This is a genomic window from Acinetobacter nematophilus (genome assembly GCF_026344175.1).
In the GTDB taxonomy this organism is placed as follows: Bacteria; Pseudomonadota; Gammaproteobacteria; order Pseudomonadales; family Moraxellaceae; genus Acinetobacter; species Acinetobacter nematophilus.
Window position 1 is genome coordinate 235,540 of the sequence record NZ_JAPKMY010000003.1, and the last position, 22,475, is coordinate 258,014.

The following is a 22,475-nucleotide window of genomic DNA, read 5'->3' on the forward strand; positions in this document are numbered from 1 at the left end:
TAAAATATAGTTTAGATATATTAAAAAATACTCCTGATACGATAGTTTTTAAAATTAATTATGATCAAAAAACTGTCTTATCATGAATGAATCTTCAAAAATAATAATTTAAGGAAGTTCTAAATGAAAAGTATATTAATGTTGATATTTTTAATATTCATAACAGGTTGTTCTTCAAGTCCAAAAAAATTATATCCTGAAATAAATAAACATATGGTTTATATAAATAAAAAAGGTGAGCTAAAAGATCCTACAACGGGTAAAATTGTTACAAGTGATGATGATATAAATATTTATATTAATAACATTATTGAAGATTTTGAAAAGTCAGGTAAGAAAAAAATTACAATCTTTATTCATGGAGGTTTAAATACATTTAAAAACGCTACACAAAAAGCTTCACAAGTTCTAGAAAATTATGATGATAGTGAAAGTTTTATAATATTTGTAGGATGGTCCGCTGGTCCATATTCAAATTACTGGGACCATTTGCTTTTTATAAGAAATGGTGAAAGAAGACCTCACTTAGGACCAATAACTTCTCCGTTTATTTTGATTGAAGATATTGCTGAAAGTGTTTCTCATACTCCTCGCGCTATAACAGAATCAGTAATGTCTCAGGCTTCTGTCCCTAAGCCTAAAGCTTTTGATAGTAAAGAAGAAAAAGCTTATAGAAGTAGTCTTAAGATGCTCGAATCTCCAAAGTTGATAAATATTAGAATGACAGGGGAAACTACAGGATTAAATATGAAAGACATTTTACCTGTTATAAACCCCATAAAGTTTATTACTGCTCCTTTTGTTGATGGTCTTGGAAGTGGTGCGTGGGACTCTATGTCAAGAAGAACCGAGTTATTGGTCTATAATGATTCTGCTTTCAAAGGGCAAAAAAACGTAAAAACAGGGTTGGAAAAACTTCTAGTTGGTATTGAATGTAAGGAAAAAATAGATACAAAATCTCAAATAAACGGTACAGAGGAATATCTCAATATTGATGGTATCAGATGTCGAAAAAGAAGTGAATTTCAGGCAAATAAACCAGCAATTACACTTATTGGTCACAGTATGGGAACAATGGTTGCAAATAATATTCTTTCGAGACAACCTGACTTAAATTATCAAAATATTGTATATATGGGAGCTGCGGCAAAACTTAAGGATTTGGAAGCAAACGTAGTACCTGTTTTACTGAAACATAAAGAGACTAAATTTTATAATTTGTCTTTAGATCCTTATAGAGAAATTTCAGAGTCACATATGCTCGATTCTGTACCAAGAGGAAGCCTGTTAGTATGGATTGATGGCTACTTTACTAGGATAGCCTCATTTAATGATAAAACGGCAGGTAATTGGTTTAATATCATTCGAGCTGCCAATATTATTTTCCCTGATCAAGCCAAAAAACAAGTTTATTTGACAAAGTTCGGTTTTAAATCTGGACCACAAAATCATGGAGAATTTGATGAGTATAAATTTTGGGATGAAGAGTATTGGAAGGGAAATAAAATAACTCCCTTAGTTGATATTCAAAAAAAATAAATGAGTTGAAAAAAGTATAAAGAACAAAGCATTATTTTTAACTATAATAGTGATGCATTTAGATGCTGTAGATTTATAAAACAAGTCACAGGAAAAAACAATAAAACTTCGTGACTTTTTAATAAACTCTGCTATACTCCGCGCACGCACTAAATTTCGTTCATTACCTGAACATTCTCTTCTATATTGTGTATGCGCGTCCGGTCCAAAGAGAGGACAATATTTCGCGCCCCACCCAATCGCTTAAGCGATTCCTTCAGGTTGCGGCTGTTATCAAATGTGCGTTATACGCATCGTCGTTCTCGGATCGCCGCTGATTCTATATTTTCAGCGATTATTGCTGTGCCGCTTTTTGCCGATGTCCATCAGACCATATATTAATGGAGCACCCACATTAGGGTGAATATCTCTATGAGCAAAACTTTTGCTGAATTTTCATTAGACGAGTCGCTACAGAAAGCACTCGAGAGTCTTGGTTTTACTACACCGACTCCTGTTCAAGAATTATCTATCCCAGCGGCTTTAGAAGGAAAAGACCTTTTAGTATCAAGTCAAACTGGTTCTGGTAAAACTGCTGCATTCTTACTCCCAACGTTAAATGCTTTAGCTGGTCAAGATACATTTGTACCATTTAAAGAACGTATGAAAGCAGTCACTCAACCCAATATTTTGGTGATTTCGCCTACTCGTGAGCTTGCACAGCAAGTATGTCAAGATGCGATTGCATTTGTACGTCACATGAAAGGTGTGCGTGTTGCTGCGATTATGGGTGGTATGCCTTTTGGTAAGCAAATCCAACAATTAAAAGGTGCACAAGTTGTTGTTGCAACTCCAGGTCGTTTACTTGACCTTGTGAACCGTCGTCAAATCAAACTTGATTCAGTTGATGCTTTGATTGTTGACGAAGCTGACCGTATGCTTGACTTAGGTTTCTCTGAAGACCTGGAAGCGATTAGCGATTTAGCTTTAAACCGTAAACAAACATTAATGTTCTCTGCAACATTTGCACCACGTATCATTAACCTTGCTGAACGCATGATGAATGATCCAGAACGTATTGCAATTGAAACAGGTCATTCTACCAATACCGACATTACCCAGACCCTACATTGGACTGATGGTTTTGAGCATAAGAAAAAACTGCTTACGCATTGGTTAAATGAAGAAGATGTCGATCAAGCAGTTGTGTTTGCATCAACTCAAGAAGACACAGATATGTTGGCTGAAGAGCTTGCAGAAGCGGGTCTTTCTGTTGTTGCACTTCATGGTGCTATGCCACAAACTGTACGTAACCGCCGTTTACGCAGTATCCGTGAAGGTCGCGCAAAAATCCTTGTTGCTACAGATGTAGCAGCACGTGGTCTTGACGTACCAACAATCTCGCACGTGATTAACTTTGGTCTTCCAATGAAGAACGAGGATTATGTACACCGTATTGGTCGTACAGGTCGTGCAGGTCGTACGGGTAAAGCAATCACTTTAGCAACATATCGTGAACGCGGTAAAATCCGTGCTTTAGAAGATTACTTGGAAGCGCGTTTAAGTGTTTCTGAAATCGAAGGTTTAGAGCCATCTCCACCTCCTGCACGCGGTGGTCGTGATGGCGGTCGTGGTCGTAACGGTGGTGGTCGTCGTGATGGCGGTCGTGGTGGTTTCGGTGGCGGGCGTCGTTTTGAAGGTGAATCGAACTTCAAACGTCGTGAAGGCGGTGATGATCGTCCACGTCGTAGCTTCGATGACAAACCTCGCGGTGATCGTCCATCTTATGGCGAAGATCGTCCTAAGCGTTCTTTTGGTGGTGAAGACCGTCCACGTCGCGAATTTAATTCGGATCGTCCACGCCGTGAAGGTGGTTTTGAAGATCGTCCTAAACGTTCTTTTGGCGGTGAAGACCGTCCACGTCGCGAATTTAATTCAGATCGTCCACGCCGTGAAGGTGGTTTCGGAGATCGTCCGCGTCGTGAAGGTGGGTTTAATGATAAACCTCGTTTCAATGATGACAACCGTGGCAACAGCGTAGACTATAAACCACGTCGTGAAGGTAGCTTCGGTGACCGTCCTAAACGTTCTTTTGGTGAAGATCGCCCACGTCGTGAATTCAACTCAGACCGTCCACGCCGTGAAGGTGGTTTTGAAGACCGTCCTAAACGTTCTTTTGGTGGTGAAGATCGTCCAAAACGTGAGTTTAACTCAGATCGTCCTAAACGTTCTTTTGGCGGTGAAGATCGTCCAAAGCGCGAATTTAATTCAGACCGTCCACGTCGTAAATTCAATGACTAATTAAGTCTTTGCAATAAAAAACCAGCCATTCGGCTGGTTTTTTATTGCAAGTTGAAAAGTATTTGGTAAAATAAAAAATGTGACGCAGTTCAATTTATTTTGTAAAAAAGTTAGGTTGTTCTATTCTGTTGAATATTGAGTCTAAAATGAAGGCGATGATTTTTTTTGAGGCAATTATGTTATACATGTTTTCAGCTTTATTGATTTCCAATGTAGGCTATTTCTTTTATAGCTTCATTTTCAAATAAGCTGATGTTGTACAATTAAAACACTGCAATTTAAAAGTAAAAAAACAATGCATTTGATTTAAATGATATTATTTAAACAATACATATGAGTTTAAAGCCGTAGTTTTATCTTTTAATTACAAAAAATATAGATATTTCAGAGTATAGTATGTGAGCTGGTAAATGCAGGAAAATGTTCAGCTATGAATAAGCAAAGCCATTCCGAAGCTGAAGCTTTAATTGAAGTCAAAAATTTAAGTTTTAACCGTGGTGAGCGTGTAATTTACGACAATGTGGATTTAAAAATTCGTCGTGGGCAAATTACTGCAATCATGGGTCCATCAGGAACAGGTAAGACCACCTTGCTGCGTTTGATTGGTGGTCAGCTAAGCCCTGATGAGGGGCAGGTATTACTTGATGGGAAAAACATTGCATCTATGTCACGTAGTGAGCTTTTTTCGGCTCGTGCACGGATGGGGATGCTTTTTCAAAGTGGTGCCTTATTTACAGACATGACGGTCTATGAAAATGTCGCATTTCCAATTCGTGCACATACACATTTACCTGAAAATTTAATTGCAGAATTAGTGGCGCTTAAACTAGAGTCAGTTGGTTTGCGTGGTGCTGAAAAGCTGATGCCTGCGGAGCTTTCTGGTGGGATGAATCGACGTGTTGCACTTGCACGCGCTATTGCGCTTGACCCAGATTTGATCATGTATGATGAACCTTTTGCAGGGCAAGACCCAATCGTGATGGGTGTTTTAACGCGTTTGATTCGATCATTACGAGAAGCATTGGATCTGACCACGATTATTGTTTCACATGATGTGGATGAAACATTGTCTATTGCTGACTATATTTATGTGGTGGCAGAAGGCAAGGTACAGGGTGAGGGCACGCCTGAGCAATTGAAACAACATGCTTCTCCATTTGTGCAGCAATTTTTAACAGGATCGGTGGAAGGGCCTGTGGATTATCAATTTAGCCATCAAGCTTATTTAAGCAATGAGGTGAGTTCATGAATGCTATTGCCTTATTAGGTAGACGCGTTCTAGAACGTGTTCAAGGCATTGGTGTGGCAATGCTGATGTTGTTGCGGATCTTATTTTCGCTTCCCACAATGCTGGGTGTAAAACTGTTCATTTATCAGATGTACCGTGTGGGCGTGCTGTCTTTCTTGATCATTGCTGTATCTGGTCTGTTTATTGGGGCAGTTCTGGGTCTACAGATGTATAACATTTTGGTGACTTTTGGTAGCGAAGCAATGCTAGGCGCTGCTGTAGCATTAACCTTGTTGCGTGAGCTTGCACCCGTAGTTGCCGCATTACTTTTTGCAGGTCGTGCAGGTTCTGCATTGACTGCTGAAATTGGTTTAATGAAAGCTACAGAACAATTATCCAGTATGGAAATGATCGGTGTTGATCCTTTGAAACGTGTGATTTCTCCACGGTTATGGGCAGGCATTGTGAGTTTACCGATGCTTTCTGTCATTTTCGCCGCAATCGGTATCATGGGCGGGAAAATGGTCGGGGTCGATTTTCTAGGTGCGGACGAAGGTTCATATTGGAGTGGTATTTTAAGTAGCACTCAGTTTATGAAAGATGTCTTTAACGGTACCATCATCAAAAGTTTAGTCTTTGCTTTAATTTGTACTTGGATTGCGGTATATCAGGGCTATGCCTGTGAACCAACATCTGAGGGAATCGCAACATCTACAACACGTACTGTTGTGTATTCATCACTCTGTGTTTTAGGTTTTGATTTCGTGTTGACTGCGGTCATGTTCGGAGGTGTTTAATGAAATCACGTACTAGTGAGCTGACCGTAGGTGTTTTTGTCATCATCTTTGGTATTGCTCTGTTCTTTTTAGCAATGAAAGTGAGTGGCTTGGTCGGCACAAACTTAAAAGACAGTTATGAAATGACTGCAACATTTGACAACGTAAATGGATTAAAGCCACGTGCAAAAGTCACAATGAGTGGGGTGAAAATTGGACAGGTCGAAGCGATTAGTCTTGATCCAGTCACACGCCAAGCGACAGTAAAGTTTGATTTAGATGGTTCATTGACAACCTTCAATGCTGAACAGCTGAAGAAAGTCAAAGAAAATGCTTTAGGTGATTTGCATTACAGTGCAGATTATCAGGCTGCAACGCCTGAGAAACAAAAAGAAATGGAAACGCAACTTTTAAGTAACATGAAATCCATCACAAATATTGATGAAGATGCTTACATAATGGTTGCAACTAATGGTCTTTTAGGCGAAAAATATTTGAAAATTGTTCCTGGTGGCGGCATTAACTATATTAAACGTGGTGAAAGTATTGCCAATACGCAGGGTACGATGGATCTAGAAGATTTGATTACCAAATTTATTACGGGTGGTGCTGGAAAAACAACTGCTGGCGCATCAGATGCTAAAGACACATCTGCATCCACTGAAACAACTGATGCTCAAACTTCATTCGTTGAATAAGCATTAGAGGAGTTATTGAAATGAATATGTTGTTTAAACAAACTTTGACTGCAAGTGTTTTGGCTACAATGGTCGCTACAGCGGCTCAAGCGGCACCAGCAGAAGCACCTCCAGCATTTGTTAAGCGTGTAGCTGATGGTTTAATTTCACGTTTAAAAGCAGAGCATGGGAAATTGCAAAATAACCCAGCTGCTGTGAAAGCAATTGTCCGTCAAAACCTTGACCCATATGTAGATGGTCAAGCATTTACACGTATTGTGATGGGAACCTACGCCAACAGTAGTACGCCTGCTCAACGTGCTCAATTTGAACAAAACTTCCGTAATACCTTAATTGAAAATTATGGTAGTGCTTTTGCCAAGTATTCAAATCAGACCTATACCATGCGTCCTTATAAAGCGACCAACAGCAAATTCCCTGTTGTGACGATTGACTTCAATAACAATGGTGAAAAAATTCCAGTATCTTTCCAGTTATCTGATGCAGGTAGCCAATGGAAAGTACGCAATTTAAATGTGTCTGGTATTGATCTAGGGCTGCAATTCCGTAATCAGTTTGCGGCAAATGTACAACGTAATGGCGGTAATATTGATAAAGCCATTGCGACATTTAAACCAGATGCCGATGCTGCCGTAAAAAAATAAGCGTATCTTATTGAGCTAAAATAGGTGTAAGCGAGTGATTGAATTCAAGAATCAAGAACTATACGTGAGTGGTAAAATTGCTTATGAAAATGCAGAAAGTTATTATTTAAATGGCTTGAAAGTGATTCAAAGTGAAAAAAACTTTCCATTGACGGTAAATCTGTCTCAACTTGAACATGGTAGTACGCTTGCACTGTCTGTCTTTGTACAATGGTTGCGTCAAACGCCTAACTTGCAAGGCTTGCAATTTAAAGCTGTGCCAGAAAAAATGATGAAAATCATTCAGGCTTGTCATTTGCAAGACGATTTGAAATTGATTTGAATCATTTCTCAATAAAAAAGCACCATTCATAAGGTGCTTTTTTATTGAATTGAACTTTGTGTCCTAAAATATGGATTAAAATATTCATCCCTAATGCTGAAAAAGCCATGTGCCCAACACGTTTTAGATCCATTTTTTCCATCTAAAGTAAGCCAGTGGGCCGACAAAAAATGCGATCAACAATGAAATAACCACGTAAAAACTCCAATGCCCATGAGCAAAAGGAAGAATTTCAGTATTCATTCCATAAATACTGGCAATGAGCATTGGTGGTGCGAGCATACTGGGTAAAATTGAGAATCGACGAATCGTATCGTTCTGTTCGGTATTAATGAATCCAGAGGTGGTGTCGAGCAAAAATCGGACTTTTTGAAACAGGAAGGCATCATGTTCAACAAGAGAACGCACATCTTCGCTTAACTCTCGGATATCTGCATCGTAAATATGACTGCCCAATGCACGAGGACGGGATAAGAAGGTGAGGACACGGCGTAAATCAATTAAACATAGCTGTGCCTTTCCAAGCATATCTTCTTTTTGTGCAAGACGTGTAATCATGTCATCTAGATCAAGAATCATCTCACGGTGGCGTACGTTCAGCACTTCAGTAGAGTACAACTCTAAATCTTTGTGGATATCTTCTAAGATATCCGCAAGCTCATCAAGTTTTGCTTCAAGTAGACCGAGAAGAATCCATGTCGGATCTTTATAGTCGATTTCATAATCATTGCGTCGCGCACGTGCACGGAAAGCGCGGAAGGCAACCAGTTTCTCACCACGTAAAGTAAACAAACGCTCTTTATGTAAGATAAAAGCAACGGTTTGCACATTTGCCAGCATATTCGATGTATCTTCTGGATCTCCTTCAACTTGGTAATTTTTATTTTTTGTTAAAAAATACGTACTGATATGTAGAATACCATCATCATCACGGTAAAATCGTGCAGAAGATGAAATATCTTCTAAAGATTTGAGGGTGGGTAAGTTCTGCTCATAGGCATCTAAAACCCATTCTTGTTCTTCTTGTGAAGGTGCAATAAGATCCACCCAAACCAATTCAGGATGTAGGTCGAATCCACCATTAATGGTTGCATCTTCTAAGCTACCGCGCTCAGTGGCGTAAAAGGCTTCAAGCATTGTGTCTTTTCTCCCTTGCGCAGTGTGGTGTCAATTTGATGTGTGTATTTTAGACAAGGATTTTAGGAAAAACACTGCTTACAGCGCTCTTTTGTAAAAAAAATCTTTATGGTTCGTCTATATTTTTAGCATGACTAAATTAAAACTAGGTTAAATTTATGAATTCTATTGCTATTTTTTGTGGTTCATCTTTAGGTACAGATCAGATTTTTGCCGATGTTGCACAACTGACTGGTGAAACTATCGCCAAGCAAGGGCAAATACTGGTTTATGGCGGTGGTCGTTCAGGCCTGATGGGTATTGTTGCAGACAGTGCATTGGCAGCAGGTGGTCAGGTGATTGGTGTGATTCCTCAGGGGCTTGTAGATCGTGAGTTGGCACATCCCGGTTTGACCGAACTTCATATCGTGAAAAATATGCATGAACGTAAAACAAAAATGTCTGAATTGTCTGATGGTTTTATTGCATTACCAGGTGGAGCAGGGACGATTGAGGAAATTTTTGAGCAATGGACTTGGGCACAACTCGGCATTCATTTAAAACCATGTGCATTTTTAAATGTTCAAGGTTTTTACGATGACTTGCTGAAATTTATACAGCTTACAACTGATAAAGGGTTCTCTAAGGCAAGATTCACAGATCAGTTGATTCATTCTGCATCTATTGAAGATATTCTGGCTCAGTTTAAGGCCTATCAAGCACCCGAACCAAAATGGGGGGTAAAAGATCGTGAAGAGTTGGTGAAATTGGATTAAGGCCTAAAATACTTTATGCATCTTGATTAAGTCTGTTCAATTTAATTTTTAAAACACAATATATTGTTTTTAATTTTTTTGATGTCACAATATATTGTGTTTTTTATTATGCCCTAGAATGATGAATGTAATTACTGTCTCTGCTGCCGTGATTTTAAATAAGCAAAATCAATTATTACTGGTACGAAAAAAGAATACACAGTTTTTTATGCAAGTGGGTGGGAAGTTGGAATCGAATGAAGTACCTGAACAGACCATGCTACGTGAGATCACAGAAGAAATAGGTGTTCAAGCTGAGATTAAACACTATATTGGACGATTTGAAACTTCAGCTGCAAACGAGTCAGGGCACCAGTTGGTGAGTTATCTCTATCAGGTCAATTTAACCGATGCACCCCGAATTGATGCAGAAATTGCTGAAATGAAGTGGATTGATTTAGATGATCAATCCACGTTATTGGCACCATTAACCCGAGAAGTAGTGATCCCATGGTGTAAGGAAAATCTTTTAAGTTAAATTAACTGAATTTCAAAAGCTAATTCTTTAAATTATTGTAATGATTATTTCAAAGATGGATGTGCTGCCGCAATACAAAGACTGGAAATCTGTTGGCAACCCAAGCTTTGTAAAGCTTGGGTTAGTGCATGAATTGAACTGCCCGTTGTGACCACATCATCAACAATCAATACTTTTTTAAATTTTCTTCTTTCTGATTGAATGATTCGGAATTGATGCTCAATATTTTCCAGTCGCTCAACTCGGCTTAAGCCTTTTTGTGAGTGCTGTGCTTGCCGTATCACGGGTTGCCAAACGGGAATATTTAATTGTTTTGCCATAATTTTAGCCACAATCAACATTTGGTTATAACCACGTTCTTTAAGGCGCTCGGTTGAAATGGGCATGGGGACAATGGCTTGGAATTTGGAAAATCTTAGGCTCAATAAACTGTATGCAAGCACGTTTTGATATTGTAATTGTTGCTCATATTTATAAGTTTGAATGATGCGATCAATGGGAAAGTCGTAATGATGTGCGCAAAGTATCTGCTGTCCATGTCGTGCTATAGATTGTTTGTGCCACGGTAGTTGATGCCAACAGTCTTGACACAAGGAATGTGCCTGCTGTCGGTCAATGCCGCAAAGTAAGCATGGAGAAATACATTGTACGCCTTTATGGATCAGTAGATTGATAAAGTGGAGCATTTTTTCTAGTCTTTATTTGATCAAGTTTCAGTGATACTCCATTCATACGCGTAATTTCGAATAAAAACTTTTCATTTGGCGACATGCCGGATTTCAATAAATCATCATGATGGTGAAAAATGCATTGATAAGCCCTCAGTATAGTGTAAAGCTTAAGTCATTCTAATATGGTTAGGTTTAAACGTAGGCATATCGCGGTGCTTCAGGGAGCCAGCGTTTAAGTAATGCTTCGGCATTTTCTGGAAAATCTTGAAGCACTTGGGCCGCCACATAATGTGCTTGATTGAGCAAATGATCATCTCGTTCAAGTTTGGCAACTCTAAATCCCATATCTCCAGTCTGTTTTGTTCCCAGTAATTCTCCGGGACCTCGAATCTCTAAATCTTTTTCCGCAATGATAAATCCATCATTGGTTTCCCGCATAATTCTTAAGCGTTCTTGTCCATTTTGAGACAATGGATTTTTATAAAGTAGGGCACAGAAACTTGCAGTTGCACCACGTCCTACACGTCCACGTAATTGATGGAGTTGTGAAAGTCCAAGACGTTCAGCATTTTCAATCACCATAATGGATGCATTGGGTACATCGACACCCACTTCAATCACTGTGGTGGCAATTAAAAGCTGTAATTGATTGTCTTTGAATTGCTGCATCACAGTTTGTTTTTCATCAGCTTTCATTTTGCCGTGTACTAAACCGATATTGAGATTTGGGAAACGTTGTTTAATTTCTTGATAAGTTGCTTCTGCTGCTTGTGCATCCAAGGTTTCAGACTGTTCGACCAATGTGCAGACCCAGTACGCCTGTTTACCCTCAGCACAATTGGTGGCAATTCTTGTTAATACTTCTTCCCGTCGATCGAGTGGAATGGTGACAGTCTGGATCGGTGTTCGTCCGGGTGGAAGTTCATCAATGACGGAAGTATCTAAATCACCATAGGCAGACATTGCCAGTGTACGGGGGATGGGGGTCGCTGTCATGACCAGTTGATGGGGTGTGGTGTTGTCCACCCCCTTATTACGTAAAGCTAAACGTTGATCAACACCAAAACGATGTTGTTCATCAATAATCACTAAACCAAGTTTAGAAAATTCAACATTATCCTGAAATAAGGCATGGGTACCTACGATAACATTGGCTGTTCCATCCTTAATGGTCTGCTCAGCTGCTGCACGTGCTTTACCTTTCTGTTTTCCTGAGAGCCAGGAAACGCTTAAGCCTAAGGGTTCAAACCACTTTTTAAAGTTTAAATAATGTTGTTCCGCCAGGATTTCAGTGGGTGCCATCAGTGCAACCTGCCATCCTTCTTCCAGAACATGACATGCAGCTACACCGGCAACCAATGTTTTACCCGCTCCAACATCACCCTGTACCAAACGTAGCATTGGTTTGCTCTGTTTAAGGTCTTTGGCAATTTCATTCGAAACACGTTTTTGTGCGCTGGTCATTTCAAATGGAAGACTGCCCAGTAGAGCTTTTGCAAATTTTTTACTGGATGAAAACGAGGGTGCCGCGATGTGTTGAATATATGCCCGTCGGGTCAGCAAGCTGATTTGGTGTGCCACGAGTTCTTCAAAAATCAAACGTTGTTGTGCAGGATGAGCGCCTTGCGCAAGCTGTAACATATTGGCATTGACGGGAGGGTGATGGATATATTCAAGTGCTTCTTTGAGGGCAAAACCATTGGTAAACTTTTCAGGCAATAATTCAGGTAGTTCATCTGCATGTTGCTTCAATGCCTGTTTAACATAGTCACGTAATTTGGGTTGAGTTAATCCTTCTGTTGCAGGGTAGATTGCAGTCAACTGTGTTTGAGGAAGAGGGGTATGTTCTGTAATCAGTTGTATTTCTGGATGATAAAGCTCTAGTCCGCGCGCACCAACACGCACCTCACCAAATATTCTTAAACGATTGCCTGCTTTAGCTCGATCTGTCAAAGCTTTATAAACATGATAAAAACGTAAAGTGACTTTGCCAAAGTCATCTTGTAATAAAATCGCCATGGATTTCCGTTTACCTGGTGGCATATCGATAGATTTAACGACACCTTCCAACAGGTAACTCCGACCCACCTGTAATTGGTTCATGGCAATGATCGTGCTACGATCTTCATAGTCCCGTGGCAAATGAAACAACAGATCATCTGTTGTGAAAATATTCAGTTTTTCAAGTAAGGTAGCCGCTGCATTGCCAACCCCTTGTAATTGATGAACTGCTGCCATGTCCCCTCAGCTTAAGTTTGATTGATTTTGAAAAATAGGTCGTGTCATGCATATTCTATTTATAGGTTATGGTAAAACATCACAACGTGTTGCTAAACAAATATTTGAGCAAGATCACCAAATTACCACAGTTAGCCGTAGCCCGAAAGTGGAGGATTTTGCTCAACACTTGATACAGGATATTCATGAACTTGACTTATCACATATTCAAGCAGTGGATATGGTCTATGTCGCACTGGCGCCATCTCGAAATGCCTCACTCAATACTTTAGAACTGTATCAACACACCTATGTGGATTCCGTGCAGCCTATTGTTCAAGCACTTAGAAATCATCCAGTAAAACGGATTATCGTGGTGTCATCTACGCGTGTGTATGGAGAAAATCAAGGTGAACTGATCACCGATGATTCTGTAGTCCAACCGAGTGATGGGCAAGGCCGTTTACTCGTAGAAATGGAGCAGTTATGGCAACAGGCGTATCCTGCTGAAACTGTGATTGTCCGTCCGACAGGAATTTATGGTGTACCTACAGAGAGAATGGTAAAGCTTGCAGAAACCACTCGGCATTATCCAAATCTTCATTGGTCAAATCGAATCCATATTGATGATCTTGCCAATTTTTTAGCGTATTTGCTTCACGTGGAACGTCCTGAAAAATCATATATTTGTACGAATAACAAGCCGCAACCGTTGCATGAGAAAATTTTAAATCTTCAGCGCGAATTGAATTTACCTGAGTTGGTTTTAGAAAGTAATAAAGAGACAGGAAAGAAAATTTTTGCAGAAAGGATGCCTGCAACGGGATTTAAGTTAATACATTAGGATTGTTACAGGGGATCAATAAAAATCTGACCATACTGAAAGGTATACTTTGATGGCCATATTCGTACGCTGAACAGTTGCCTCTTTCTTGATCGGAGGAGGGTGAGCGAATCATGCCCCTTCTCCCAAAGAGAGAAGGGGGTAGCATTTATTTCTTCTTGCGTTTTAAGCGTTTCTTGGCTTGTTGCGCGGCCAAAGCATCTAAAGCCTCTTTAAGTTCCTTATCAGTGAAGGAGGTGATGTGGTGAAGCATTTGTAAAGTCACATCATCCAACACTAAATTGGCATACTGCGCAACATTTCTAAACTGTTCATCGAAAACAATAGCATGATCTTCATTGGTTTTGATATAAGCTTGTTCAATCAAGACTTTCATAAAACTTTGGAATAAAGCCTTATCAAAAAACTCAGGTGAATTGAACTCATACAATACAGATAAGCGTTGTCCGACTAAATGACTTAATTCTTCCACTTGGCGAATCGAGATATTTCCTGAACCACGTTGAGTAATCAGCGCAAGCGTCATGTAATAACGCTCAAGGCTTTGGCGAACAGGTGCGGCTAAAACAGCAAGTTGGTTATGATCCTCAGAGTTTGGCGCAGGGCTAAAGATAAAGCCCTCATCATCGACAAAAATCAAATTTGCTTGCGCCAAAGCATCGACATATTCAGTCACTTGAGCTTTGATTTCATGATCTTTCCACTTTAAAAACAATTCAGCTTTTAAGAATGGGTAAAGTGTGCGAATGACATTCAGCAGATCGGTCTGACTGATTTTACCATTATGCTCTACCAAAGCTGCGATCAAGGATGGAAGCACAAAGGCATGTAAAATATTATTACGGAAATAAGTCAGTAAAATGGCTTGATTATCTTCAATCGCAATAATATCACCGAGTACATGCTGAACTCGTTTAATCAATTTCAGTTTCATGCCATAGGCAATGATTTCTTTGCCTGAAAGTGGTGTCACTTGCGTACGATGGTCATAAGGAATTGCTGTCAACAGCTTACGATATGTATCCAACTGTTTGATGCAGATTTCTTCGTCCAACGTGTGTTTTGGGGTTGCCAATAAAATCAACGATAGTAATGATACTGGATTGATCACCACAGCACGATTGATATTTTCCAAGATGGCATTGGCAGAACTGTTGACTGCATTTGAGACTTCTTGAGGGATCGGCGCATCATTGTGTTCAATACGAATTTGATCTGCACCATGCTGTTTCAATAAGTCATCTAAAAAGACGGGTTCACCAAAGTTGACATGTACTTTACCAAAAATACGCTCGATTTTTTTCAGGGTTTGCAGAATGCCCCAAATTGATTCAGCCTCTTTAGGTTTACCATTCATTTCACCGACATAGGTTGCACCTTCCATCAAGCGCTCATAACCCACATAAGTAGGGATGAAAACAATCGGCTTGGCACGACCTCGCAAATGACCATGAACGGTCATTGCCAACATCCCCGTTTTAGGAGGCAATAAGCGACCCGTACGAGAACGTCCACCTTCAATAAAGTATTCCAGTGGGGTATTGCGAGACAGGATACTGAATAAATATTCCTTGAAGACGGCTGTGTAGAGTGCATTGCCTCGGAAAGAACGACGAATAAAGAATGCACCGCCACCACGCAATAATTGACCGACAAATGGCATATTCAGGTTATCACCTGCAGCAATATAGGGCACCATCAAACCGCGCTTGTAAATCACATACGACAGAAGTAAATAGTCGATATGACTGCGGTGACAGGGGGTGTAAATCACTTCATAGTCTTTAACCAATTCACGTACTGTATTGAAGTTATGTACTTCAACACCATCGTAAAGTTGCGTCCATAAACGGGTTAATGCCATATCAGCAAAACGTACAGCTGAAGCAGAATAATCCGATGCAATTTCGTTCACAAAACCAATTGCACGATGTTCAGCATCAATCATGCTGATTTTAGAGCGAACACTTTCTTTTCGAATCGCATCTTGGACATCGGGCGCTTTGATCAAAGATTGCATGACATTGCGACGATCAGATAAATCTGGACCAAGAATGACTTCTCGCTGACGATCTAGGAAGTCATTGAGTTGATTGACAATATAGGTTGCAGGAGAAATATTGGGATGATGGATTTTTGCGTGTTCGACTAAACCACGCAGGGATTGTGGTTCATGAAACTCCAGGAATGACTGGCGACCATGCAAGCCAATATTCATCAATTGCTTGACCTTGCTTGGTGTTGCCCAGGTATCGGTAAACAAAAGCTTGAACCAAGAGTCTTCTTTATCTGGTGAGCGTCCCCATAAGACTGTCACAGGGATCAGCTCAATATCTAAATCTGGATTTTGATCCAGAGATTCAATCAGTCTGAGTAAACGTGGTGGAAATGCATGCTCAGGGGGGCTAAAATAATTATTTTCATCCTGATGCTGCAAAAATAGAATCGCCGCTTTTTCACGGTTTCCACCCACTATCAGTGGGTCAAGTGCAGGGGCAAGCTGTAAACGACGTGTCTCACCATCAACGACCAAGGCATTACTTCTTGAGTAATTCTGTAATACATAACACACTACTTTTTGAGGTGTTGATGTATTGATTTCATTACTCTCTGTTGACTGGTCTAGCGTTGGAGTTTCTTTAGGAACCTCTCCAAGAACATGCGGGGTTACCACAAGGTCAAGTATTTTACTCGAAAGTCGACGATACATTTGACCAAAGCCACTCTTGGACATACATACTCCTAGCCAATGGTGAATCACGCAATATAGCGTATAAAAATAATCATTTCTGTCATTGAAGCACAGAACAGGATGTCATTTTCTGACAAATTAACTATTTCTTGTCAGATTTTATCGTTAAAAATCGTATTTTAAACAATCCTGCTGGACAAGAGAAGTGACAGCATAGTCTAGAAAGTTTAGTGTATCACTCTGGATTTATGGCAAAATAGAGTTAAATCTCTAAAATATGAACACTTTATTCTCTTTGTTTGAATAAAGTCTGTATATGGATAGGTCACTTATGAATGCTTTAACCCAAGAGCTTGTAGAGCTTTTAACGCTAGAAAAACTTGAAGAACATATTTTCCGTGGTCAAAGCCGAAATTTAGTCGGCAAACGTGTATTTGGTGGACAGGTTTTAGGGCAAGCACTACGTGCAGCATCATATACTGCGGATCGTCCTGTGCATTCTTTACATGCCTATTTCTTATATGGTGGGGATATCAATGCGCCGATTATTTATGAAGTAGATCGTTTGCGTGATGGTAAAAGCTTTTTAAGTCGCCAAGTGCGTGCCATTCAACATGGGCGGACTATTTTTTCAGCAATGGTTTCTTTTGCAACACCAGAAGAAGGGTTGAATTATCAAATTGCTGAACCTGAATATCCAGATCCAGAATCATTAAAATCTGAACAGGAATTAAAAGAGAATTTAATCAGTTTTATTCCTGAAAACATTCGCGCTGCATTTATGCGACCGCGTCAGGTGGAAATTCGTCCGATTAATGTGACCAACCCTTTCCAACCTCAACCAGAAGCACCATCCTATGCACACTATTTGCGTACACATGAGCCACTAGCAGCGGAGTTGGTGGATGATATTTCCTTAAATCAGGCAATTGTAGCGTTCTATTCAGATTACACCTTGATGATGACCGCATTGCGTCCGCATGGTTTAAATTATCTGTCGCCAAGTTTGCAGTGTGCGAGCATTGATCATGCAATCTATTTTCATAAACCGGTTAAAGCAGATGATTGGATGCTCTATGATATGGATGCAACCGTAAGTGCAAATTCGCGCGGTCTCAACTTTGGACGGATGTGGCAAAATGGTGAGTTGGTGTGCAGTACCGTTCAGGAAGGTCTGATGCGGGTACGTGAAATCGAAAACCAATAAGTAGTAGTTTTGGGCATTGTATAAGTGGCTTGCGTCATAGGTTAAAATCGAGCAGATATCAGGCGTATACTGCGCAAGGAAACACAGAGAATCGTGAGACTATTTTCAAGTTTCATAACATGGGCTGGGAAAATTTTAGCCACAACTTAAGCAAGAACAAAGCATTGCTTTGTTTGCAGTGCAGGGTGCAGCGGAGACTGGTATGCTTTTTGTCATTTCCTGGTTCTCTTGCAAAATCCTGTGTCTCATCATTTAGAATCACAAAATTTCGTATTTCGCAGCAGGAATCGTCTAAGAAACATACCCAGTCGTACACTTAGACGAATTGTCCACAGACCCCAGATACATCACCCAGAATAAAGCCATCACGATTGATGGCTTTTCTATTTTTTAGCAGAGCTTGTGACAAAAAAATGCTCGATTATAAGTAACTTCAATGGCATAGTTTAAAATGTGAAAATATATAACAGTCAATGAAGATGAGCTTAAATACCCAAATTTTAATTGCTGCCATTCTTGGTGTCGCATTTGGCTTCTTATTAAATCAATTCCCAGATACTCAGTTTTTAGACGGCAGTATTTATGCTTTAAGTATCGCCAGCAGTATTTTTATTGGCTTGTTGAAAATGCTTTTGGTGCCGCTAATTTTCAGTTCAATTTTAGTTGGTGTTTCCAATTTAGAAGCAGGCAGTCAGTTGAGCCGCGTTTGGAAAATCACCTTGGCTTGCTGCGTAACGACAACCACCTTGGCGCTGATTCTTGGTCTGGTATCTACTCACTTTTTCCATGTTGGGCAGGGGGTAGATATTGACCTGTTTAAAGATGCAATGAGTCAGCATAAAAGCCCTGATTCATTAACGCCAAGCTCATTTCTGACCAACTTTATTCAAAATACCCTGATTAATCCTTTTAAGGCATTCAGTGATGGCAATGTTTTGGCGGTTGTGCTGTTTGCATTGTTATTGGGTTTAGCCTTGGTACAGGGGGGAGAGCGTTTTAATTCTATTAAACAACTGGCACGTCAATTTTTTGACATAATGATGATGTTGGTGGGGTGGGTGATGAAAGTTGCACCCATTGGTATTTTTGCGTTAATGGCAAAGCTGATTGCAACTGAAGACATTTCTATTTTGAGCCGTCTTGCCGAGTTTGCCATTGTGGTGACAGGTACAACCATTTTTCATGGTGTGGTGGTTCTACCACTGCTGTTATGGATTTTTGGGAAAATGGATCCCATTACTTTTTTTAAAGGAACGCGTGCAGCCTTAATCACCGCTTTTGCGACCAGTTCAAGTTCGGCAACAATGCCTTTAAGTTTAAAATGTACGCAAGAAAACCTGGGTGTGCGTCCGCAAATTGCAGGTTTTGTGGTGCCATTCGGTTCACAGTTAAACATGGATGGAACAGCACTTTATGAGGCAGCAGCAGCACTATTTATTGCGAATCTGATGGGGTTGGAGCTATCAATTACCCAACAAATTATTGTATGTCTGACGGCTATGATTGCATCACTAGGCGCTCCAGGAATCCCGAGCGCCGGTATGGTGACCATGATTATGGTACTCCAATCTGTGGGCTTGCCTGCTGAGGCGATTGCGATTTTATTACCAATTGATCGAATTCTCGATACGGTACGTACTGTGGTGAATGTACAAGGAGATATGATGATCAGTGTTGTGGTTGATCGTCATACTCGAGAGATGGAAAGTTCATCCTAGTAAGCGATTTATAAAAGATTGCGATACATTTATTGAAAGCGTTTGCTTTTAATCTGAAACAGAAAAAGCAGGATTTAAAACCCTGCTTTTTCTGTTTCAGGATTATTTAGGCTTGAATAATCCTTATGCTGCAACTCTGGGTAAAGCGCGTTTGGCAGCAGGCGATTGATCTAAATACGCAATTGCATCTTCAGTTTTTGCTTCATGTACAGGGTCATACCACGGCATTAAATAGCCCAACTGTTGTGAAACCAACCAAAGTGGATGTGGCATTAAGCGATTGTCAGATTGTGCAATACTTGCCCATTCACGCCAAATCCAAGGTTTATAGAATGCTGGTTTTTTGTCTGCAAAACGTGGGTCTTGTCCCATGATATGTGCAGCACCATCCACCCATAAACCTAATACTGCAGCAATCACAATCACACTTTGATAATAACGTGAAATATAACCACCGCCTAAATGGCGATATAAATCAAACGCAACTGTACGATGTTCGATCTCTTCCGCGCCATGCCATTTGACCAAATCCAGCATGTTTGGATCTGCACCTAATTCAGCCCACTTTTTGTTATAAAGCGCATATTTCCCCAACACACAAGTCATGTGTTCGACAGTTGCTACAATGCCTAATCGGAACAGATCCCATTGATGGTCAAGAACTTTAGGGACTTTGAAACCGAGGGGTTGATCTGCAAGTAGCTTCCCAAATAAGAAATCCATAATTTCAAGATTTCTTTGAATATCAATATGGCGAACGGTTAGGTATTCTTTATTTGCTGACACATGTGCCTGTGCATGCATGGCTTCTTGACGGATAAAAGCACGAACGTCTTCAGCGAGCTTTTCATCTGTGACTTTGGGTAAAACACGGTTGTATAAACGGCAGAACCAAAATTCACCTGCAGGAAGAATATTGTTGATCTCGTTGATAAAGTAGCTGACAAAAGGCTGATTTGGAATCCAGTCGACTGGGGTATCTTGCCATTCAAACTTCACTTTACGTGGTTTGATGTGGTACTGAATAGACGATCCAATCCGACTGTTTTTTAATTTAGCGAGTAACTTCATCACAGTGTCCTAATTTTTCTTTGGTGATTTCACACTTTATTATTCAAGTATAAAAAAATGTCCTAAATAGTTATTAGCAATTTAGGACATTGAAGTATCAATATGTGATGAATTTTGTCAGACAAGACTGCTTTTAATTATTACTCTGGTTTTTCATTTTTATTTACATCAATATTTTCTACATTGAGATTTGATTCAGTATCTTGATCAATGAACTCATCTTCGATATCGTCAACACTGAGTTCTGGAATTGCGTCAAGATCAAAGCCCAAAGTTTTATCCAACGTGTAATTTAGACGACCTGCCATTACAGAAGCGAGTTCTTCCAAACCCTGTTTATTCAGAGATGAAAACAGTTGAATCGAAAAATTAAGCTTCATCTTTTTGAGTTGCTGCTGCACTTCCAATAATGCCTTATTGGCAGGACCACGATTGAGCTTATCCGCTTTGGTGAGTAGAACATGAACAAACAGGTGACGAGAATATGCCCATTCCAACATCATGACATCAAAATGTTGTAAAGGGTGGCGAATGTCCATCAACAAAACTAGACCCTGTAAGCTTTTTCGATGAATCAAATAATTTTCAAGTTCTTTTTGCCAAACGATTTTCATTGCTTCTGGAACCGCGGCATAGCCATAACCGGGTAAGTCGACTAAACGTTGGTCTGGATTTCCCAAGCTAAAGAAGTTAATCATTTGGGTGCGACCAGGCTTCTTGGATGCACGTGCCAGTTGTTTTTGATTGGTCAGTGCATTGATGGCGCTGGATTTACCTGCATTTGAGCGACCTGCAAAGGCAATTTCATAGCCTGTATCTTCTACACAAAGATTCAGTTTTGGCGCACTCATCAAGAATTCAGCTTTGCGTAACCAGTTTAAAGATGAGGTTGAGTATTCTGAAATCGCAGGGTCAGCCTTTTTTTCATAACTGATTTTCTGTTTAGGGGCATGTGATGCCTTACTATTTTTAGACTTTCCACTGCTGCGATGCATACTTCAACTTCAATAAATGGATAAACAAGGGACATTATAAAGGAAGTCAGAGATTCAAGCGAATTTTGACAGAGATAATTCAAACAGGATTGAGGCGCTTGTTTAAATGCAGACTTTAAAAACAGCTTAATACCGATTCAAGTGCTTAAACATTCACATTTGGAATTATAGAGTTAACTAGGATTGTTTGCGGTGGAGCATTTAAAACATCGGCAACTGTGTATTGGTCTAAACTTTGATAAAACTGTTCAACGGCCTGATCTAAAATACCTTTTAAACCACAGCGAGGACGAAGAACGCATGGCGGAGTATTGCACTCCACAATTTGTGCATCTCCTTGCAGGATGCGCACGATATGCCCTAAGCGAAATTCAAGGATTGCAGGGTTTAAGCGTAAACCTCCACCTTTACCACGTGTGGTAATTAACCAGTCTTGTTTTCCCATAAAATGCACAATTTTAACCAAATGATTCTGTGAAACATTCAAGTCCTGTGCAATTTCGGCAATCGTATAAGGTGTATCCTTGGGAGGAGAGATGTACATCAAAATACGTAAGGCATAGTCGGTAAATTTGTTAAGTTGCATAAATTTAAATTAATTAGACATGAACAGATTGCATGCTTATCTTAACGTGAATAGACAATGAAAGATATGTCGTCTACAAACTGGCATATTCGAGAATCTCTTGTCCCATGAGTATGCAGTCGCTTTGGCTAAAATACTCAAAGCGCATGCGATATTGACCTTTATAAATATAACCCCAGACTTCCAATACATCGAATCTTTGCTTTTTATTGCGTGGATTGATGATTGAGGGGAGTGCTTTGACCTCTGGTTGAATTTCAATACGATCATCTGGACCGAAATGGAATTCTAAAAGCTTGGCGGCTTGTTGAACTGCTTGATTTTTGCATTGCGTAGAAGACTTTACTTCAGTTGCATGACTGGTCACTGAAAAACACAACAAACTAATACTTAGACTGAAAATCAATAAGATGCGTTGCATGATCTGAACTCTGGTTCATCAATATAAGTGTCAGTGTATAAATATTGATTAAAAAGTTAAAGTGCAAAAAGATGAACCGGAGAGCAGAAGTTTTGAGTATTCAAAGTATCGTAATGTATGGATAAATCAGGCGCCATACATTACAGGGGGGAATATC

The 22,475-nt window shown here is 39.9% G+C and carries 21 protein-coding genes; 12 read left to right on the forward strand and 9 right to left on the reverse strand.

What is annotated here, in order from left to right; all coding sequences use genetic code 11:
* Positions 1-123: 123 nt before the first annotated feature.
* The 7 genes from OSH00_RS08155 to OSH00_RS08185 all read left to right on the forward strand — a co-directional run bounded on the left by OSH00_RS08155 (position 124) and on the right by OSH00_RS08185 (position 7,487).
* Positions 124-1,539 (forward strand): hypothetical protein, encoded by a 1,416-nt coding sequence (locus OSH00_RS08155; protein ID WP_266130017.1) that lies wholly within the window; start codon positions 124-126, stop codon positions 1,537-1,539.
* Positions 1,540-1,950: 411 nt separating this feature from the next.
* Complete coding sequence (locus tag OSH00_RS08160) at positions 1,951-3,819, forward strand: DEAD/DEAH box helicase (RefSeq protein WP_009586057.1); 1,869 nt, start codon at positions 1,951-1,953, stop codon at positions 3,817-3,819.
* Between the two features lie 430 nt (positions 3,820-4,249).
* Positions 4,250-5,068, forward strand: a complete 819-nt coding sequence (locus tag OSH00_RS08165; RefSeq protein ID WP_004825229.1) for an ABC transporter ATP-binding protein — start codon at positions 4,250-4,252, stop codon at positions 5,066-5,068.
* Positions 5,065-5,844, forward strand: coding sequence for a lipid asymmetry maintenance ABC transporter permease subunit MlaE (gene mlaE / locus OSH00_RS08170; RefSeq protein WP_266130018.1), 780 nt, complete (start codon positions 5,065-5,067; stop codon positions 5,842-5,844). The genes OSH00_RS08165 and mlaE overlap by 4 nt, the downstream gene beginning before the upstream one ends.
* Positions 5,844-6,521, forward strand: a complete 678-nt coding sequence (mlaD, locus tag OSH00_RS08175; protein ID WP_266130019.1) for an outer membrane lipid asymmetry maintenance protein MlaD — start codon at positions 5,844-5,846, stop codon at positions 6,519-6,521. Before mlaE ends, mlaD begins: the two co-directional genes overlap by 1 nt.
* A gap of 20 nt (positions 6,522-6,541) precedes the next feature.
* The gene (locus OSH00_RS08180; protein WP_196074419.1) at positions 6,542-7,165 is read left to right on the forward strand and encodes an MlaC/ttg2D family ABC transporter substrate-binding protein; all 624 of its coding nucleotides are present in this window, start codon (positions 6,542-6,544) and stop codon (positions 7,163-7,165) included.
* A gap of 34 nt (positions 7,166-7,199) precedes the next feature.
* On the forward strand, positions 7,200-7,487 hold the full coding sequence (locus OSH00_RS08185; RefSeq protein ID WP_266130020.1) for a toluene tolerance protein: 288 nt from the start codon (positions 7,200-7,202) through the stop codon (positions 7,485-7,487).
* Position 7,488: 1 nt separating this feature from the next.
* Here the strand turns inward: OSH00_RS08185 and OSH00_RS08190 are convergent, their stop codons facing one another.
* Positions 7,489-7,620, reverse strand: a complete 132-nt coding sequence (locus OSH00_RS08190; protein ID WP_266130021.1) for a hypothetical protein — start codon at positions 7,618-7,620, stop codon at positions 7,489-7,491.
* Complete coding sequence (locus OSH00_RS08195; RefSeq protein ID WP_266130022.1) at positions 7,611-8,624, reverse strand: magnesium and cobalt transport protein CorA; 1,014 nt, start codon at positions 8,622-8,624, stop codon at positions 7,611-7,613. Before OSH00_RS08195 ends, OSH00_RS08190 begins: the two co-directional genes overlap by 10 nt.
* Before the next feature lie 158 nt (positions 8,625-8,782).
* Here OSH00_RS08195 and OSH00_RS08200 point away from each other — a divergent pair, with 158 nt between their 5' ends.
* Positions 8,783-9,379 carry an LOG family protein gene (locus tag OSH00_RS08200; protein WP_266130023.1) on the forward strand — a complete coding sequence of 199 codons (597 nt, stop codon included), beginning with the start codon at positions 8,783-8,785 and terminating at the stop codon, positions 9,377-9,379.
* 121 nt (positions 9,380-9,500) lie between these two features.
* Complete coding sequence (locus OSH00_RS08205) at positions 9,501-9,896, forward strand: NUDIX hydrolase (protein ID WP_266130156.1); 396 nt, start codon at positions 9,501-9,503, stop codon at positions 9,894-9,896.
* 44 nt (positions 9,897-9,940) lie between these two features.
* Here OSH00_RS08205 and OSH00_RS08210 read toward each other — a convergent pair whose 3' ends face one another.
* Positions 9,941-10,582, reverse strand: a complete 642-nt coding sequence (locus OSH00_RS08210) for a ComF family protein (RefSeq protein ID WP_266130024.1) — start codon at positions 10,580-10,582, stop codon at positions 9,941-9,943.
* 177 nt (positions 10,583-10,759) lie between these two features.
* Positions 10,760-12,805: an ATP-dependent DNA helicase RecG gene (gene recG / locus OSH00_RS08215; RefSeq protein ID WP_266130025.1), complete on the reverse strand. Its 2,046-nt coding sequence runs from the start codon at positions 12,803-12,805 to the stop codon at positions 10,760-10,762.
* 46 nt (positions 12,806-12,851) lie between these two features.
* Between recG and OSH00_RS08220 the strand changes: the two genes are divergently transcribed.
* On the forward strand, positions 12,852-13,628 hold the full coding sequence (locus OSH00_RS08220) for an NAD(P)H-binding protein (RefSeq protein WP_266130026.1): 777 nt from the start codon (positions 12,852-12,854) through the stop codon (positions 13,626-13,628).
* Positions 13,629-13,776: 148 nt separating this feature from the next.
* Here the strand turns inward: OSH00_RS08220 and plsB are convergent, their stop codons facing one another.
* Entirely contained in the window at positions 13,777-16,362 is a 2,586-nt protein-coding gene (plsB, locus tag OSH00_RS08225; protein ID WP_266130027.1) for a glycerol-3-phosphate 1-O-acyltransferase PlsB, read from the reverse strand.
* Positions 16,363-16,651: 289 nt separating this feature from the next.
* On the opposite strand from plsB, the gene OSH00_RS08230 reads away from it, so the two are divergent.
* Together OSH00_RS08230 and OSH00_RS08235 are read left to right on the forward strand one after the other, a co-directional pair.
* The gene (locus tag OSH00_RS08230) at positions 16,652-17,527 is read left to right on the forward strand and encodes an acyl-CoA thioesterase (protein WP_196074413.1); all 876 of its coding nucleotides are present in this window, start codon (positions 16,652-16,654) and stop codon (positions 17,525-17,527) included.
* A 479-nt stretch (positions 17,528-18,006) separates the two neighbouring features.
* The gene (locus OSH00_RS08235) at positions 18,007-19,245 is read left to right on the forward strand and encodes a dicarboxylate/amino acid:cation symporter (RefSeq protein ID WP_266130028.1); all 1,239 of its coding nucleotides are present in this window, start codon (positions 18,007-18,009) and stop codon (positions 19,243-19,245) included.
* 123 nt (positions 19,246-19,368) lie between these two features.
* Here the strand turns inward: OSH00_RS08235 and OSH00_RS08240 are convergent, their stop codons facing one another.
* The 4 genes from OSH00_RS08240 to OSH00_RS08255 form a co-directional block, all read right to left on the reverse strand.
* Positions 19,369-20,316 carry a metal-dependent hydrolase gene (locus OSH00_RS08240; RefSeq protein WP_266130029.1) on the reverse strand — a complete coding sequence of 316 codons (948 nt, stop codon included), beginning with the start codon at positions 20,314-20,316 and terminating at the stop codon, positions 19,369-19,371.
* 140 nt (positions 20,317-20,456) lie between these two features.
* On the reverse strand, positions 20,457-21,311 hold the full coding sequence (gene yihA, locus OSH00_RS08245; RefSeq protein ID WP_266130030.1) for a ribosome biogenesis GTP-binding protein YihA/YsxC: 855 nt from the start codon (positions 21,309-21,311) through the stop codon (positions 20,457-20,459).
* Between the two features lie 145 nt (positions 21,312-21,456).
* Positions 21,457-21,897 (reverse strand): RrF2 family transcriptional regulator, encoded by a 441-nt coding sequence (locus tag OSH00_RS08250; RefSeq protein WP_266130031.1) that lies wholly within the window; start codon positions 21,895-21,897, stop codon positions 21,457-21,459.
* A 73-nt stretch (positions 21,898-21,970) separates the two neighbouring features.
* Positions 21,971-22,318: a hypothetical protein gene (locus tag OSH00_RS08255; protein ID WP_266130032.1), complete on the reverse strand. Its 348-nt coding sequence runs from the start codon at positions 22,316-22,318 to the stop codon at positions 21,971-21,973.
* Between the last annotated feature and the right edge of the window lie 157 nt (positions 22,319-22,475).

Bases quoted from the DNA above. Each gene is read 5' to 3' on its own strand.
- OSH00_RS08155 (WP_266130017.1), top strand. From the start codon at position 124: ATGAAAAGTATATTAATGTTGATATTTTTAATATTCATAACAGGTTGT.
- OSH00_RS08160 (WP_009586057.1), top strand. From the start codon at position 1,951: ATGAGCAAAACTTTTGCTGAATTTTCATTAGACGAGTCGCTACAGAAA.
- OSH00_RS08165 (WP_004825229.1), top strand. From the start codon at position 4,250: ATGAATAAGCAAAGCCATTCCGAAGCTGAAGCTTTAATTGAAGTCAAA.
- mlaE (WP_266130018.1), top strand. From the start codon at position 5,065: ATGAATGCTATTGCCTTATTAGGTAGACGCGTTCTAGAACGTGTTCAA.
- mlaD (WP_266130019.1), top strand. From the start codon at position 5,844: ATGAAATCACGTACTAGTGAGCTGACCGTAGGTGTTTTTGTCATCATC.
- OSH00_RS08180 (WP_196074419.1), top strand. From the start codon at position 6,542: ATGAATATGTTGTTTAAACAAACTTTGACTGCAAGTGTTTTGGCTACA.
- OSH00_RS08190 (WP_266130021.1), bottom strand. From the start codon at position 7,620: ATGGATCTAAAACGTGTTGGGCACATGGCTTTTTCAGCATTAGGGATG.
- OSH00_RS08195 (WP_266130022.1), bottom strand. From the start codon at position 8,624: ATGCTTGAAGCCTTTTACGCCACTGAGCGCGGTAGCTTAGAAGATGCA.
- OSH00_RS08200 (WP_266130023.1), top strand. From the start codon at position 8,783: ATGAATTCTATTGCTATTTTTTGTGGTTCATCTTTAGGTACAGATCAG.
- OSH00_RS08205 (WP_266130156.1), top strand. From the start codon at position 9,501: ATGAATGTAATTACTGTCTCTGCTGCCGTGATTTTAAATAAGCAAAAT.
- OSH00_RS08210 (WP_266130024.1), bottom strand. From the start codon at position 10,582: ATGCTCCACTTTATCAATCTACTGATCCATAAAGGCGTACAATGTATT.
- recG (WP_266130025.1), bottom strand. From the start codon at position 12,805: ATGGCAGCAGTTCATCAATTACAAGGGGTTGGCAATGCAGCGGCTACC.
- OSH00_RS08220 (WP_266130026.1), top strand. From the start codon at position 12,852: ATGCATATTCTATTTATAGGTTATGGTAAAACATCACAACGTGTTGCT.
- plsB (WP_266130027.1), bottom strand. From the start codon at position 16,362: ATGTCCAAGAGTGGCTTTGGTCAAATGTATCGTCGACTTTCGAGTAAA.
- OSH00_RS08230 (WP_196074413.1), top strand. From the start codon at position 16,652: ATGAATGCTTTAACCCAAGAGCTTGTAGAGCTTTTAACGCTAGAAAAA.
- OSH00_RS08235 (WP_266130028.1), top strand. From the start codon at position 18,007: ATGAGCTTAAATACCCAAATTTTAATTGCTGCCATTCTTGGTGTCGCA.
- OSH00_RS08240 (WP_266130029.1), bottom strand. From the start codon at position 20,316: ATGAAGTTACTCGCTAAATTAAAAAACAGTCGGATTGGATCGTCTATT.
- yihA (WP_266130030.1), bottom strand. From the start codon at position 21,311: ATGCATCGCAGCAGTGGAAAGTCTAAAAATAGTAAGGCATCACATGCC.
- OSH00_RS08250 (WP_266130031.1), bottom strand. From the start codon at position 21,897: ATGCAACTTAACAAATTTACCGACTATGCCTTACGTATTTTGATGTAC.
- OSH00_RS08255 (WP_266130032.1), bottom strand. From the start codon at position 22,318: ATGCAACGCATCTTATTGATTTTCAGTCTAAGTATTAGTTTGTTGTGT.